This is a genomic window from Streptomyces sp. NPDC001868 (assembly GCF_040297125.1).
GTDB lineage: Bacteria > Actinomycetota > Actinomycetes > Streptomycetales > Streptomycetaceae > Streptomyces.
In genome coordinates, this window is record NZ_JBEOYO010000008.1 from 120,868 (window position 1) to 133,976 (window position 13,109).

General features: G+C 71.4%; 11 protein-coding genes. 7 read left to right on the forward strand and 4 right to left on the reverse strand.

What is annotated here, in order from left to right; all coding sequences use genetic code 11:
* Positions 1-164: 164 nt before the first annotated feature.
* The 5 genes from ABT147_RS12560 to ABT147_RS12580 all read left to right on the forward strand — a co-directional run bounded on the left by ABT147_RS12560 (position 165) and on the right by ABT147_RS12580 (position 4,561).
* Entirely contained in the window at positions 165-965 is an 801-nt protein-coding gene (locus ABT147_RS12560; protein ID WP_351404847.1) for a crotonase/enoyl-CoA hydratase family protein, read from the forward strand.
* Positions 966-1,082: 117 nt separating this feature from the next.
* Complete coding sequence (locus tag ABT147_RS12565) at positions 1,083-2,024, forward strand: Zn-ribbon domain-containing OB-fold protein (protein WP_351404850.1); 942 nt, start codon at positions 1,083-1,085, stop codon at positions 2,022-2,024.
* On the forward strand, positions 2,021-3,070 hold the full coding sequence (locus tag ABT147_RS12570; protein ID WP_351404852.1) for a thiolase family protein: 1,050 nt from the start codon (positions 2,021-2,023) through the stop codon (positions 3,068-3,070). Before ABT147_RS12565 ends, ABT147_RS12570 begins: the two co-directional genes overlap by 4 nt.
* Positions 3,067-4,233, forward strand: a complete 1,167-nt coding sequence (locus ABT147_RS12575) for a thiolase family protein (RefSeq protein WP_351404854.1) — start codon at positions 3,067-3,069, stop codon at positions 4,231-4,233. Before ABT147_RS12570 ends, ABT147_RS12575 begins: the two co-directional genes overlap by 4 nt.
* An 82-nt stretch (positions 4,234-4,315) precedes the next feature.
* The gene (locus tag ABT147_RS12580) at positions 4,316-4,561 is read left to right on the forward strand and encodes a DUF397 domain-containing protein (protein WP_351404856.1); all 246 of its coding nucleotides are present in this window, start codon (positions 4,316-4,318) and stop codon (positions 4,559-4,561) included.
* Between the two features lie 90 nt (positions 4,562-4,651).
* On the opposite strand, the gene ABT147_RS12585 is transcribed toward ABT147_RS12580, so the two are convergent.
* Positions 4,652-5,572 carry a transglutaminase-like domain-containing protein gene (locus tag ABT147_RS12585; protein WP_351404859.1) on the reverse strand — a complete coding sequence of 307 codons (921 nt, stop codon included), beginning with the start codon at positions 5,570-5,572 and terminating at the stop codon, positions 4,652-4,654.
* A 155-nt stretch (positions 5,573-5,727) separates the two neighbouring features.
* Here ABT147_RS12585 and ABT147_RS12590 point away from each other — a divergent pair, with 155 nt between their 5' ends.
* The gene (locus tag ABT147_RS12590) at positions 5,728-6,225 is read left to right on the forward strand and encodes a hypothetical protein (RefSeq protein WP_152166745.1); all 498 of its coding nucleotides are present in this window, start codon (positions 5,728-5,730) and stop codon (positions 6,223-6,225) included.
* 62 nt (positions 6,226-6,287) lie between these two features.
* Here ABT147_RS12590 and ABT147_RS12595 read toward each other — a convergent pair whose 3' ends face one another.
* A complete protein-coding gene (locus ABT147_RS12595; RefSeq protein ID WP_351404862.1) occupies positions 6,288-8,270 on the reverse strand; it encodes an N-acetylmuramoyl-L-alanine amidase in 1,983 nt (660 codons plus the stop codon).
* Positions 8,271-8,463: 193 nt separating this feature from the next.
* Positions 8,464-9,606 carry an aminoglycoside phosphotransferase family protein gene (locus ABT147_RS12600; protein WP_351404864.1) on the reverse strand — a complete coding sequence of 381 codons (1,143 nt, stop codon included), beginning with the start codon at positions 9,604-9,606 and terminating at the stop codon, positions 8,464-8,466.
* Positions 9,607-9,841: 235 nt separating this feature from the next.
* Between ABT147_RS12600 and ABT147_RS12605 the strand changes: the two genes are divergently transcribed.
* A complete protein-coding gene (locus ABT147_RS12605; RefSeq protein ID WP_351404866.1) occupies positions 9,842-11,338 on the forward strand; it encodes a DNA-binding protein NsdB in 1,497 nt (498 codons plus the stop codon).
* Positions 11,339-11,386: 48 nt separating this feature from the next.
* Here ABT147_RS12605 and ABT147_RS12610 read toward each other — a convergent pair whose 3' ends face one another.
* Positions 11,387-12,817 (reverse strand): PP2C family protein-serine/threonine phosphatase, encoded by a 1,431-nt coding sequence (locus ABT147_RS12610; protein ID WP_351404868.1) that lies wholly within the window; start codon positions 12,815-12,817, stop codon positions 11,387-11,389.
* Positions 12,818-13,109: the final 292 nt, after the last annotated feature.

A 13,109-nucleotide genomic window follows, 5' to 3' on the forward strand; every position in this document is an offset into this window, starting at 1 on the left:
CTCCTCCTGACCTCGCTGCCCCTCGGTTGCCGGTCATCAGAGCAAAGGGCGGCACAACTGTGAAGGGTCCACGCACAGAAATCTGACTGTCTGTCAGAAAACCCTTGAAGTGCCGACTCGCCTCCTGCAACCTGTTCTCGTTTCCTGTGGACGGAGGATTCCGGATGGGCGGCACCGAACACCTCGCCGTGCGGCGTGAAGGCGCCACACTGGTGCTCACGCTCAACAGGCCCGAGGCCAAGAACGCGCTCTCGCTGCCGATGCTCGTCGGTCTGTACGACGGCTGGGTCGAGGCCGACGCGGACGACACGGTCCGCTCGATCGTCCTCACCGGGGCCGGCGGTGCCTTCTGCGCCGGGATGGACCTCAAGGCCCTCGCGGGCAAGGGGATGGAGGGGCAGCAGTACCGGGACCGGCTCAAGGCCGACCCCGATCTGCACTGGAAGGCGATGCTGCGCCACCACCGGCCGCGCAAACCGGTGATCGCGGCGGTCGAGGGCCACTGCGTCGCGGGCGGCACGGAGATCCTCCAGGGCACGGACATCCGCGTCGCGGGGGAGTCGGCGACTTTCGGTCTGTTCGAGGTCAGACGCGGGCTCTTCCCGATCGGCGGCTCCACGGTCCGCCTCCAGCGGCAGATCCCGCGCACCCACGCGCTGGAGATGCTGCTCACCGGGCGGCCGTACGGTGCGCGCGAGGCCGCCGGGATCGGCCTGATCGGGCATGTCGTGCCCGACGGGACCGCCCTGGCCAAGGCGTTGGAGATCGCCGAACAGATCAACGCGTGTGGGCCGTTGGCCGTGGAGGCGGTGAAGGCGTCGGTGTACGAGACGGCCGAGATGACCGAAGCGGAGGGGCTGGCCGCCGAGCTCAAGCGGGGGTGGCCGGTCTTCGACACGGCCGATGCGAAGGAAGGGGCCAGGGCGTTTGCCGAGAAACGGACCCCTGTTTACAAGCGGGCGTAGGCGTACTGCTCGGGGAGGTCGTGTTTCGGCTGCGGGTTCGTTGTGGCTGGTCGCGCAGTTCCCCGCGCCCCTTTGGGGCGCGCCTGTCGCCCCCCTTTCTGAAGGAGGCAAGCTTCGATGTCCGTCATCCTCAAGGCACCCCTCACCGTCGAGTTTCCGTTCACCCGGTCCCTCGGGCCCGTTCAGAGTGCCTTTCTCACCGGGCTTCGGGAGCGGGTCGTCCTCGGGGTGCGTACCGGTGACGGGCGGGTGCTCGTGCCGCCCGTCGAGTACGACCCCGTGACCGCCGAGGAGATTCGTGATCTCGTCGAGGTCGCGCCCACCGGGACCGTCACCACCTGGGCCTGGAACCACGAGCCGCGTCGCGGGCAGCCCCTCGCCACCCCCTTCGCCTGGGTGCTGGTGAAGCTCGACGGGGCCGACACCGCCCTGCTCCACGCCCTCGACGCGCCCGGCCCCGACGCCGTACGCACCGGAATGCGGGTCCGGGTCCGCTGGGCCGAGGAGCGCTCCGGTGCCATCACGGACGTCGCCTGCTTCGAGCCGTACGACGGTGATCCGGTGGAACCGACGGGCCACGGCGGCGAGTTCGACGAGCGCGTCACCGGGATCGTCGCCCCCGCCCGCCTCGACTACACCTACGCGCCGGGCCGGGCCCAGACCGGCTACATCAACGCCCTCGCCGAGCGCCGCAACGTCGGCGAGCGCTGCCCGTCGTGCCGCAAGGTGTACGTCCCGCCGAGGGGGGCCTGTCCGACCTGCGGGGTGGCCACGGCCGAGCAGGTGGAGGTGGGGCCGGGCGGCACGGTGACCACGTTCTGCATCGTCAACATCAAGGCGAAGAACCTGGACATCGAAGTCCCGTACGTCTACGGGCACATCGCCCTCGACGGCGCCGACCTCGCCCTGCACGGCCGGATCGCGGGTATCCCCTACGACCAGGTGCGGATCGGTCTGCGCGTCGAACCCGTGTGGACGGAAGGCGCCCGCTATCCCGATCACTACCGGCCCACGGGCGAGCCGGACGCCGAGTACGACACGTTCAAGGAGCTGCTGTGAACCGGGAGATCGCCGTCGTCGCCTTCGCCCAGACCGACCACCGGCGCACCAGCGAGGACGTCTCCGAGGTGGAGATGCTCATGCCGGTGCTCCACCAGGTCCTGGAACAGACGGGGCTGAAGACCGCCGACATCGGCTTCACCTGCTCCGGGTCCAGCGACTACCTCGCCGGCCGCGCCTTCTCCTTCACCCTCGCCCTCGACGGCGTGGGCGCCTGGCCGCCGATCTCCGAGTCGCACGTCGAGATGGACGGGGCCTGGGCGCTGTACGAGGCGTGGGTGAAGCTGCGGACGGGGGACGCGGACACCGCGCTCGTCTACTCGTACGGCAAGTCCTCGCCCGGGTCGGTACGGGACGTCCTCACCCGGCAGCTGGACCCGTACTACGTCGCCCCGCTGTGGCCCGACTCCGTCGCCCTCGCCGCCCTCCAGGCCCAGGCGCTCATCGACGCCGGCGCCACCGACGAGCCCGCGCTGGCGGCGGTCGGGGCGCGCAGCCGGGCGGACGCCGACGCCAACTCCCATGCCCAGCTGAGGGGTTCGGTGTCGCAAGGGGAGTACCTCGTACGGCCGCTGCGCACCGGGGACTGTCCGCCCATCGGCGACGGGGCCGCCGCGGTGGTCCTCGCGGCGGGGGAGCGGGCCCGTGAGCTGTGTGAACGGCCCGCCTGGATCCGGGGCATCGACCACCGCATCGAGGCGCATGGCATCGGCGTCCGGGATCTGACCGACTCGCCGTCCACCCGCCTCGCCGCCCAGCGGGCCGGCGCGTACGAACGGCCCGTGGACACCGCCGAGTTGCACGCGCCGTTCAGCTCCCAGGAGGTGATCCTGCGCGAGGTGCTGGGGCTCGACGACAGCGTGCGGGTCAATCCGTCGGGCGGGGCCCTGGCCGCCAACCCGATCATGGCCGCCGGGCTCATCCGGATCGGCGAGGCCGCCGCCCGCATCCATCGGGGCGAGTCCGACCGGGCGTTGGCGCACGCCACCTCCGGCCCCTGTCTGCAACAGAACCTGGTCGCCGTACTGGAAGGGGATCCGCGATGAGCAAGGAGCCCGTGGCCGTCGTAGGCGTCGGCCAGACCAAGCATGTGGCGGCGCGCCGGGACGTGTCGATCGCCGGGCTCGTCCGCGAGGCCGCCCGACGGGCCCTGGACGACGCCGAGTTGACGTGGGCCGACGTGGAGGCCGTCGTCATCGGGAAGGCGCCCGACTTCTTCGAGGGCGTCATGATGCCCGAGCTGTATCTCGCGGACGCGCTCGGCGCGGTGGGCAAACCCATGATGCGGGTGCACACGGCGGGCTCGGTCGGCGGCTCGACCGCGCTGGTCGCCGCGAGCCTCGTCGCCGCCCGCGTCCACGGCACGGTGCTCACCCTCGCCTTCGAGAAACAGTCCGAATCCAACGCCATGTGGGGCCTTTCCCTGCCGATCCCGTTCCAGCAGCCCCTGCTCGCCGGCGCCGGCGGCTTCTTCGCCCCGCACGTCCGGGCGTACATGCGGCGCAGCGGCGCCCCCGACACCGTCGGCTCCCTGGTGGCGTACAAGAACCGCCGCAACGCGCTGAAGAACCCGTACGCCCATCTCCACGAGCACGACATCACGCTGGAGAAGGTCCAGGCCTCGCCCATGCTGTGGGACCCGATCCGCTACTCGGAGACCTGTCCCTCGTCGGACGGCGCGGTGGCCATGGTCCTCACCGACCGGGCCGGCGCGGCCCGTGCGCCCCGGCCCGCCGCGTGGATGCACGGCGGTGCCATGCGCAGCGAGCCGACGCTGTTCGCGGGCAAGGACAGCGTGTCGCCGCGCGCGGGGCGGGACTGCGCGGCCGATGTCTACCGGCAGGCGGGGATCGCCGATCCGCGCCGGGAGATCGACGCGGTGGAGATGTACGTGCCGTTCTCCTGGTACGAGCCGATGTGGCTGGAGAACCTGGGCTTCGCCGCCGAGGGGGAGGGCTGGAAGCTCACCGAGTCCGGTGTCACCGAGCTGGACGGCGATCTTCCGGTCGACATGTCCGGCGGGGTGCTCTCCACCAATCCCATCGGCGCCTCCGGCATGATCCGCTTCGCCGAGGCCGCGCTCCAGGTACGGGGCCTCGCGGGAGAACACCAGGTGGAGGGCGCCCGGCGGGTGCTCGGGCACGCCTACGGCGGCGGATCGCAGTTCTTCTCGATGTGGCTGGTGGGCGCGGAACCGCCCACCACCTGAACCTCCCCCTCACATGGCCTGTCGGCGGTGGGGGTCGATCGCTAGTCTGGCGGGCGGACGACGAACCGGGAGGAGCACGGACGTGGCCGAGACCACCATGGAGCAGCGATCCCTCGACGGCTGGCACAAGCCGGCGGAACTGGACCTGAGCAACGCGGACTGGCGGTCGAGCAGCCAGGGGCGGGGAGATGTCCAGATCGCCTTTGTCGAGGGCTTCATCGCCATGCGCAACAGCGGCAGCCCCGAGAGCCCCTCGCTGATCTTCACCCCCGCCGAATGGGGCGCCTTCGTGTCGGGCGCCCGCGAGGGCGAGTTCGACCTGACCTGAGCGGCCGTACGCGCGGTGTCGGTGGGCGACGCGCCTGACGGCGCCCACCGACAGAGAGGACGATGCCGCTGGTGCGGAGCGAGCGGGGTGTCAGCGGAGGGTGACCTCGCGCGGACCGTTGTACGGCGCCAGCGACAGGACGGTCCGCGGTGTCCGCAGCCCCTCATGACCCGCGAACAGCTCACGCGCCGCGGTGAAGCACACCTCGTCGCCCACCACCGGCGCGACCTCGTCGTACAGGGCGCGCACCGGGTCCACCAGCTCCTGGCCGGCCTCGGTCTCCGTGCCCCAGACGTCCCACAGCAGCGTCTCGACCTTGTTGAGGTCCGCGAGGTCGAGACGGACGTTCCCGGCCACGAACCAGTCCCCGTTCAGCGGCCCTTCCTCCGGTGGATGCAGACCGAACGTACGGGGGTCCGCCCCGCCCTCCCGGATGGCCCGCCATGCCTTGCCCGCGACGAGGAAACTGTCGCGGGGCACGTCCATCGGGTCGAAGTCGATCTTCCAGGTGTCGACCATCAGCGGGTCCATGAGCTGCGCGTCGGCGAACAGCCAGCCCCGGGCCGGGTCCCAGTACTCGGTGACCACATGGTCGCAGTGGAATCCGTCAGCACCGAAATAGGTGGCGAACCCCGACCGCAGCCGGGCGGGCACGCCCATGTGGCGCAGCAGCGAACAGAGCAGCAGCGCGAAATCGCGGCACACCCCGACGAACCGGTCCCCGGGCTCGCGGCGCCGTGACAGCGGCGCGTCGTTCCGCTCGACGACGATCCGCAGGATGTCGTCGAGGTAGCGCGTCTCGGCGTCGTCGTGCAGCCGCTCGGCCGGGACGGCGTAGCCGAACGTCTCCCCTTCGCCCCGATGGATCATCAGATCCCTTGTCACCCGCGCGAGTTGAGCGGGATCGGGAGGAAGACCGGCGTAGAGCGGGGCGAGTGCGCCGGGGTCGGTGAACGCGCTCTGCGTGGCGTAGAAGGCGGCGGCGTCCGGTGCGAGGTGTACGGGTGGCATGACTGAACCCCCAGTATGAATCGGCCACACGTTCGATTTGTGGGCCGCTTCGCCTCACCGTGCCAAAATTGGCCGTCGATTGTCCACAGTCAGCGACCCCCGTCCCCGACGCTCCCTCGGCCCCACCGCCGGACGGCACGCCGTACCATTGCGGCATGTCCTTCCTCCGTCGCCGCAGCGCCACCCCTGCCGGGCCCGATTTCGACGTACTGGCCATGGATCCGGGCGACTGGCCGGGCAATCTCGGTGCCGGCCTGCTGCCCGCCCCCGACGGCAGCTGCCAGGGCGTCTTCCTGCGCTACGACCTCTACGGCGGGCGCGGCCCCGCGATGATCATCGGCAACCTCCCGGAGGGCTCCCCGGCGCGCGAGGTCTCCGACGGCGAGGTCCCCTTCGAGGTGGCCCAGCTGCTCATCGCGCTGGAGAACGAGGAGGACATCACCGTCGTCGGTGTCGAGGACATGCCGGTGATGCAGGGTGACAACCTCCTGATCGTCCGCCGCCTGAAGCTCTCCGAGTCCCGGATCGCCTGCGTGCAGTTCGACCGCAGCGACAACGTCCTGGTGACCATCGCCGCCTGGGACCGCCCCATCACCGACGATCTCTACGCGCTCCTCAAGCCGCTCCCGGCGGAGCTGTTCCAGCAGGGCTGAGAGCGAGGACGACGAAGGGGCCGGGTGCGGACCCGGCCCCTTCCCCTGTCCTGCCGCGGCCCTCACGCGGCCGGCAGCACCCGCACATCCGCCGCCCGCACGAACGCCACCCGATGGCCGAACTGGATCTCGTAGTAGAGATCCTCACCGACCACGAGCCGATGTCCGCTCGTGTCGAAGGAGACGGCGTAGTAGTACTCGCCGGGCACCCGGCCGCCGGTGACGTACTTCTGGTCCTTGAGCAGCTTGTACGGCCACGGGGACACAGCCTGGGCGGGCACACCCGCCGGGTACGCCGAGGCCTCCGGGTAGGCGCGGCCGTACACCGGGATCTCCGCCAGGCCCTCCCGGGGCGTCACGACCATGCCGGCCGCGCCGACCGCCGTCGGCTTCTCCTTCGGGTTCTGGAACCAGGCCTTCTGCCCCAGGAACCAGATCGCCGTCCAGTCGCCCTGCCGCTCCGCGACCGCGTACTGCTGCCCGGTGGAGACCCGGGAACCGAGGTCGTTCACCCCGATCGTCGAGACACTGCCGTCCGGCCGCAGCCCGATGTCCTTGATCAGGGGCGAGGTCGTGTCGGGCCGGCTGTACAGGCGTACGGCGCTGGAGCCGTGCACCGCGCAGGGCCGGCCACTGGACACACACCCGGTGAACGCGGGCCGGTTGTCGGCGTAGTCCGGGAGGATGGTGACCAGGGAGCTGTTCTCGCCGGACGTCGCGCCGAGCGGCTTGCCCAGCAGCTCGAAGTAGTGCCGCCAGTCCCAGTACGGGCCCGGGTCGGTGTGCATCCCCGGGATCGTCGCTGTGGTCGGGCCGGGCACGGTGTCATGGCCCAGGATGTGCTGCCGGTCCAGCGGGACGCCGTACCTGTCGGAGAGGTACTTCACCAGCCGCGCCGACGTCCGGTACATCGCCTCCGTGTACCAGGCGTCCGGCGAGGCGAGGAACCCCTCGTGCTCCAGACCGATCGACTCCGAGTTGATGTACCAGTTGCCGGCGTGCCAGGCCACGTCCTTGTTCTTGATGTGCTGGGCGATGTGCCCGTCCGTGGAGCGCAGCGAATAGTGCCACGACACATAGGTCGGGTCCTGGACCAGCTCCAGAGTGGTGTCCCAGTAGCCCTCGGTGTCGTGGACGACGATGTACCGGACGCGCGGCGAGTTCGGCCGGTCGGCCAGGTCGTGGTTGCCGTAGTCGTTGTCGCCGAACTCCTTGTACGGCGCCGGGATCCACTCGCAGGACACCGTCGTCGGGCACTCCGCGCCGTCCGCGGCCGTCGCGCGCAGCCCCGCCCGGGACAGCTGCCCGGTAGCGGGCCTCAGGCCCGGTTCGGCGGCGAGCGTCACCCGCTGGCCGGCGTCCGTGACGCGGGCGGCGCCGTCGCGGATCACCTCGAACACCTCGTTCGCGTACGCCGCGGCCGTGGCCCGGTCGTCGGCGCCCGAGAAACGGGCCACCGCCCCGTACCAGTCCGCCGGATCGGCGCTCGGCTTCGCGCCGAGCTCCCGCTGCGCGGCGGCGAGCAGCGCGGCGCCGCCCGCGACATTGGCCTCCGCGTCCGTACGGAGGGCCTCCTCGGGCAGCCCCGTCAGCTCGGCCGCCTTCGTCAACGTCCGCAGCCGGGGAGGCAGTTCGCCCGGATCGGGCAGGTCGGCCTCGGCCACCAGGGGTGGTCGGGAGTCGTCGCCGCGCGCGTCCTCCGTGCCCTCGCTGTGGTGCGGGGCCTCGGCCAGAGCCGTACGCGCGTCGGTGAGGTGCAGCGGGCCGTACCCGCCGGTCACGCTCGGCGCGCCGCCGTGCGCGTCCCAGCGGGACTGGAGATAGGAGACGCCGAGCAGAACACTGCGCGGTACGCCGTACTCGGCGGCCGCGGCGGCGAAGGCGCCCTGCAGCCGGGCCGAGGCCGACGACGAGACCGACGGGGCGGCGGGTGGGGCCGCGCCCAGCAGGGGCAGCAGCAACACCGCCGGTGCCGCGGCGACGGCCGTTCCGCGGATACGTCTGGGGAGCGGGGTGGGCCTGCGGTCGGTGGGGGATCCTCGCAAGGCGGCCTCCTGGAACGGTGGGGCATCGGTGGGGGTACGGAGCCGACCGCGGACCGGTGCCGGCGGTCGGCCGACGATCCGTCAATCATGCCCGCAGGAGGCCGCTTCCGCGGTGATTGATGACCTGTCCCGGACACGACGAAGTCCGCGGGGCGCCCCTTGCGCAGGGCGCACCGCGGACCTCTTCTTCCCCTCAGCGAGTGCCGACCGCCGCCCGTACGGCCTTGCGGGCCAACTGGCAGTCGTCGTGCAGCCGCCTGAGCAGCAGCCGCTGTTCCTCGCCGGACGGCACGGCAGCCGGGTGGGCCGGGCCCGGTGCCGCCGGGGTCGTGTCGTGCATCGAACGCTGCACGGCGGTCTCGTAGGTACGGATCTCCCGGGTCAGCACGAGCATCAGGTTCACCAGGAACGCGTCCCGTGAGGCCGGGCCCGCCGACTGCGCCAGCTGACTGATCTGCCGCCGTGCCACCGGTGCGTCCCCGAGCACCGCCCACAGCGTCGCCAGGTCGTACCCCGGCAGGTACCAGCCCGCGTGCTCCCAGTCCACCAGCACTGGACCGGCCGGTGACAGGAGGATGTTCGACAGGAGGGCGTCGCCGTGACAGAACTGGCCCATGCCCTGACGGCCCGAGGCGTGCGCGATGCCGTGCAGGAGCTTCTGCAGATCGCCCATGTCCCGGTCGGTGAGCAGACCCAGCTCATGGAACCGGGAGATCCGCTCCGCGTAGTCCAGCGGGGCGTCGAACGTCCCCGCCGGTGGCCGCCACGCGTTCAGCCGGCAGATCGCGCCGAGCGCCGCCCGGATGTCGGCGCGCGGCGGCGCCTCCACCGGATGCCGCTGCAGGGCGGCCACCCGGCCCGGCATCCGCTCGATGACCAGGGTGCAGTTGTCCGGGTCCGCCGCGATCAGCCTCGGCGCCCGCACGGGTGGGCGGTGCCGGACGAACGAGCGGTATGCGGCTATTTCGTGCCGGAGCCGCTCCTCCCAGATGGACGAATGGTCCAGTAAACACTTGGCGACGGCCGTGCTGCGCCCTGTCGTACCGACGAGCAGCACCGAGCGGCCGCTGCGGCGCAGCACCTGCACCGGAGTGAACTCCGGACAGATGCGATGCACCGCGGCGATCGCCGTGCGCAGCTGCGCGCCCTGGGGGCCGGACAAGTCGAGTCTCCCGCTGAGCGGTTGGGTGCCGAGCCCCGGCGCGCGCCGCGTCCGGCCGCCGGCGAGCATCGGGGCCGCCGTACGGGTGGGGTCGAGGTAGGGGCCGCCGCTGCCCGGCTGGCGGGGGTGCAGGGACCGGGGAGGAGCGGACACGGAGGACGATGCTGCGTACATGGGGGAAGACAGATCCCTTCGTGTGCCGGCGAGGTCACGCGCTGCCCGCCCCGGCCGTCCGGGGACACCCTGGGGAGTGCCCGTCGGGGCGACCGGGTCGGGGTGGCGCTTTCCTACCTGACACCGGATGGGGCGTGGCACACCATGTAGCGCACCCTGGCGAAGCCTGGCGAATAGTCCCCGTGCAACTGACAGCGGGCTACATTCAACTCAGCCGAGAACCTGGGGGCTTGACGTGAGCGGACAACCCAACACCCGACTCGCAGACCTGTTCGGCCTGGCCGGCTGGTCGAAGGGCGAGCTCGCGAGGCTGGTCAACCGGCAGGCGGCGGCCATGGGCCACCCGCAGCTGGCGACCGACACCTCACGGGTGCGGCGGTGGATCGACATGGGAGAGATCCCGCGCGATCCCGTGCCGCGGGTACTGGCGGCTCTGTTCACCGAGCGTCTCGGCCGTGTCGTGACCATCGAGGACCTCGGTCTGGTCCGGCACGGGCGTACGGGGAAGCGGCCGCGCGGCGGGAGTGTGGAACATCCCGACGGCATGCCGTGGGCGCCCGAACGGACTGCTGCGGTCCTCACCGAATTCACGGGAATGGACCTCATGCTCAACCGACGCGGCTTGGTGGGTGCGGGCGTCGCGCTCACCGCGGGATCCGCACTCAGCAGCGCCATGCACGACTGGCTCCACACCGATCCGGCCCTCGCGGCCGACGCCCCCGACCTCGACCATCCCCTGCACGCCGACCCCGCCGGGTTCGACCGGTACGAGGCCGCCCCCATCGGGTCGCAGGAGATCGAGGAACTGGAGCGCTCGGTCGAGGTGTTCCGGGCCTGGGACGCGGCCCGCGGCGGCGGGCTGCAACGCAAGGCTGTCGTGGGACAGCTGAACGAGGTGGGAGGCATGCTCTCCTACCGCCACCCCGAGCATCTCCAGCGGCGCCTGTGGGGCGTCGCCGCCAACCTCGCCGTCCTCGCGGGCTGGATGTCGCACGACATCGGCCTCGAACCCACCGCCCAGAAGTACTTCATCATCGCCGCCCACGCCGCCAGGGAGGGCGGCGACCGGCCCCGCGCCGGCGAGGCCCTCTCCCGGGCGGCCCGACAACTGGTGCACCTCGGCAAGCCCGACGAGGCGCTCGACCTGATGAAGCTCGCCCAGTCCGGCTCCGGCGAGCAGGTGCTGCCGCGCACGAAGGCCATGCTCCACACCGTCGAGGCCTGGGCACAGGCCTCCATGGGCAAGGGCCAGGCGATGCGCCGCACCCTGGGCCAGGCCGAGGACCTGTTCGTCTCCGACCGGGCGGACGTGCCGCCGCCCAGCTGGATGCAGATGTTCAAGGAGGAGGACCTCTACGGCATGCAGGCCCTGGCCTACCGCACCCTCGCGGAGCACGACCCGGCCGCGGCCAAACAGGCCCAGCACTACGCGGACAAGGCCCTGGAACTACGGGTCGACGGCCGCCAGAGGTCGAAGATCTTCGACTTCCTGTCCATGGCCTCGGCCTGCTTCATCGCCGACGACCCCGAACAGGCGGACCGGTACGCCCGCCTCGCCCTGATGTCGATGGGCTCCAACTCCTCCCACCGCACCTGGGACCGGCTGCGTGAGATGTACCGGCTCACCGGTCAGTACTCCAGCTATCCGAAGATCCAGGAACTGCGGGAGGAGCTCAAACTCGCCCTGCCCAAACCCCAGTCGAAGAACCGGGGCGACATCGCGTCGGCGTGACCGTGGGGCCCGGCCCCCGGGCCGCCGGGAACCGAACCCGGCGGACCCTCAGGAGCTGACCCGGGCGACGAGCACACAGGCGTCGTCCGCCCGCTCGGTCCCGCCGAACTCTTCCACCACTGTCCGTACACATTCCTGGGCCGTACGCGCCTCGCCGAACCGTGGGGCCAGGTCCAACAGCCGCTGGGCGGCTGTCTCTCCGCCCTGCCGGGGGACCAGTCCGTCGGTGTGCAGGAGCAGCAGATCGCCCTGTTCGAGCGTCACTTCGGCCTGCCCGTAGACGGCACCCGAGGTCGCGCCGAGCAGGACGCCGTCCGGTGGTGTCAGTACGCGCCCCGTCCCGTCGCGGAACAGCAGCGGGGCGGGGTGCCCGGCCTGCGCCCATACGAGGGTGCGGGTCGCCGGCCGGTAGCGGCAGCAGACGGCGCTGCCGAGGGCCGGTTGCACGGTGGCGTCCAGTAACTGGTTGAGGCAGGCCATCAGCCGGCCCGGCTCGGTGCCCGCCGTCGCCATACCGCGCAGCGCGCCGATCAGCATCGCCATGCCCGAGGTGACGGTGACGCCGTGCCCGGTCAGGTCGCCGACACTCAACAGGCTCTCGCCGCCCGGTAGTTCAAGGGCGTCGTACCAGTCGCCGCCGATCAGCGAGCTCGTCGAGCAGGGTAGGTAGTGGGCCGCCAGATCGAGCCGCTCGGGGCCCTGGCGCGGGAGCCGCAGGGAGCCGCGCCACGGCGGCAGCACGGCTTCCTGCAGCTCGACCGCGAGCCGGTGCTCGGTCTGCGCCGCATGCCGCTGGCGGTGCAGCGAGTCACGGGTCTCGCTCTCCGCCCGCTGGCTGCGCCGCAGTTCGCTGACGTCCCGGAGGACGGCCCACATCGAGGCCGTACCGCCGTCGTCGTCGAGCACGGGCTCGCCCATCATGTGCACGGTGCGCACCCCGCCGTCGGGGAGCACGATCCGGAACTCGCCGTCGATGCGCTGGGCGTCGATCAGACAGTCCGTGACCATCGCCGTCAGCTTCGGCCGGTCCTCGTCGAGCACCAGCGACGGCAGTTCGTCGAGGGTGAGCGGCGGGGCGGCGGGGTCGCGGCCGAGGATCTGGTACAGCTCCCCGGACCAGCTGGCCTCGTCCGTCAGCAGGTTCCACTCGGCGCTGCCCACCCGGCTGAGCAGGGAGGCGCGCCGGGGTGCCGGAGGCGGGGCGACCGGGAGGCCGGCCGCGGCGGCGGGGGCCGGCGGCTGGGCCGGGCCGTCCCGCAGCTGGGCCAAGTGCTCGTCGAGATCGCTCAGTTGATGCAGGGCCAGGTCGTAGAGCGCGCGCTGCCAGCGGACCTCGGGGTCCGCCTCGTCGGCGGGCGCGTCCCGTCGGACGGCGTCGACGTCGCCCCGCAGCCGTCGCGTCTGCGAGATGAGCGCGTCGACCGTGCCGCGTCGGGGCGGCTGGGCGGCGGGACGATCCGCAGAGAGATGGGACGGCATCACGTACTCCGATGGGGGACGGTACGACCAACGCTGACGTAAGGGCCGATTACGACTGTTGCACAGCCCGCGACGCGCTGTAAGGGATTTGGCAAGACACGATACGGTGGTGCATCCGGCATATGCCACCGTCCTTGCAGTCGGGGTTCTCCACTGCAAGTCGATACGCGCCCCGAGGGTCCAAGTCGTAGGGATCGTACGTGACTTGACGGACCACCGACCGCATTCACACGTCTTTCATTCCCTTGTTCGAGGGGCATATGTGCGAGCCCTCTCGATTACATAGAGCGGC

Bases quoted from the DNA above. Each gene is read 5' to 3' on its own strand.
- ABT147_RS12585 (WP_351404859.1), bottom strand. From the start codon at position 5,572: ATGCCACCCGTACACCTCGCACCGGACGCCGCCGCCTTCTACGCCACG.
- ABT147_RS12610 (WP_351404868.1), bottom strand. From the start codon at position 12,817: ATGCCGTCCCATCTCTCTGCGGATCGTCCCGCCGCCCAGCCGCCCCGA.
- ABT147_RS12600 (WP_351404864.1), bottom strand. From the start codon at position 9,606: ATGTACGCAGCATCGTCCTCCGTGTCCGCTCCTCCCCGGTCCCTGCAC.
- ABT147_RS12575 (WP_351404854.1), top strand. From the start codon at position 3,067: ATGAGCAAGGAGCCCGTGGCCGTCGTAGGCGTCGGCCAGACCAAGCAT.
- ABT147_RS12590 (WP_152166745.1), top strand. From the start codon at position 5,728: ATGTCCTTCCTCCGTCGCCGCAGCGCCACCCCTGCCGGGCCCGATTTC.
- ABT147_RS12560 (WP_351404847.1), top strand. From the start codon at position 165: ATGGGCGGCACCGAACACCTCGCCGTGCGGCGTGAAGGCGCCACACTG.
- ABT147_RS12565 (WP_351404850.1), top strand. From the start codon at position 1,083: ATGTCCGTCATCCTCAAGGCACCCCTCACCGTCGAGTTTCCGTTCACC.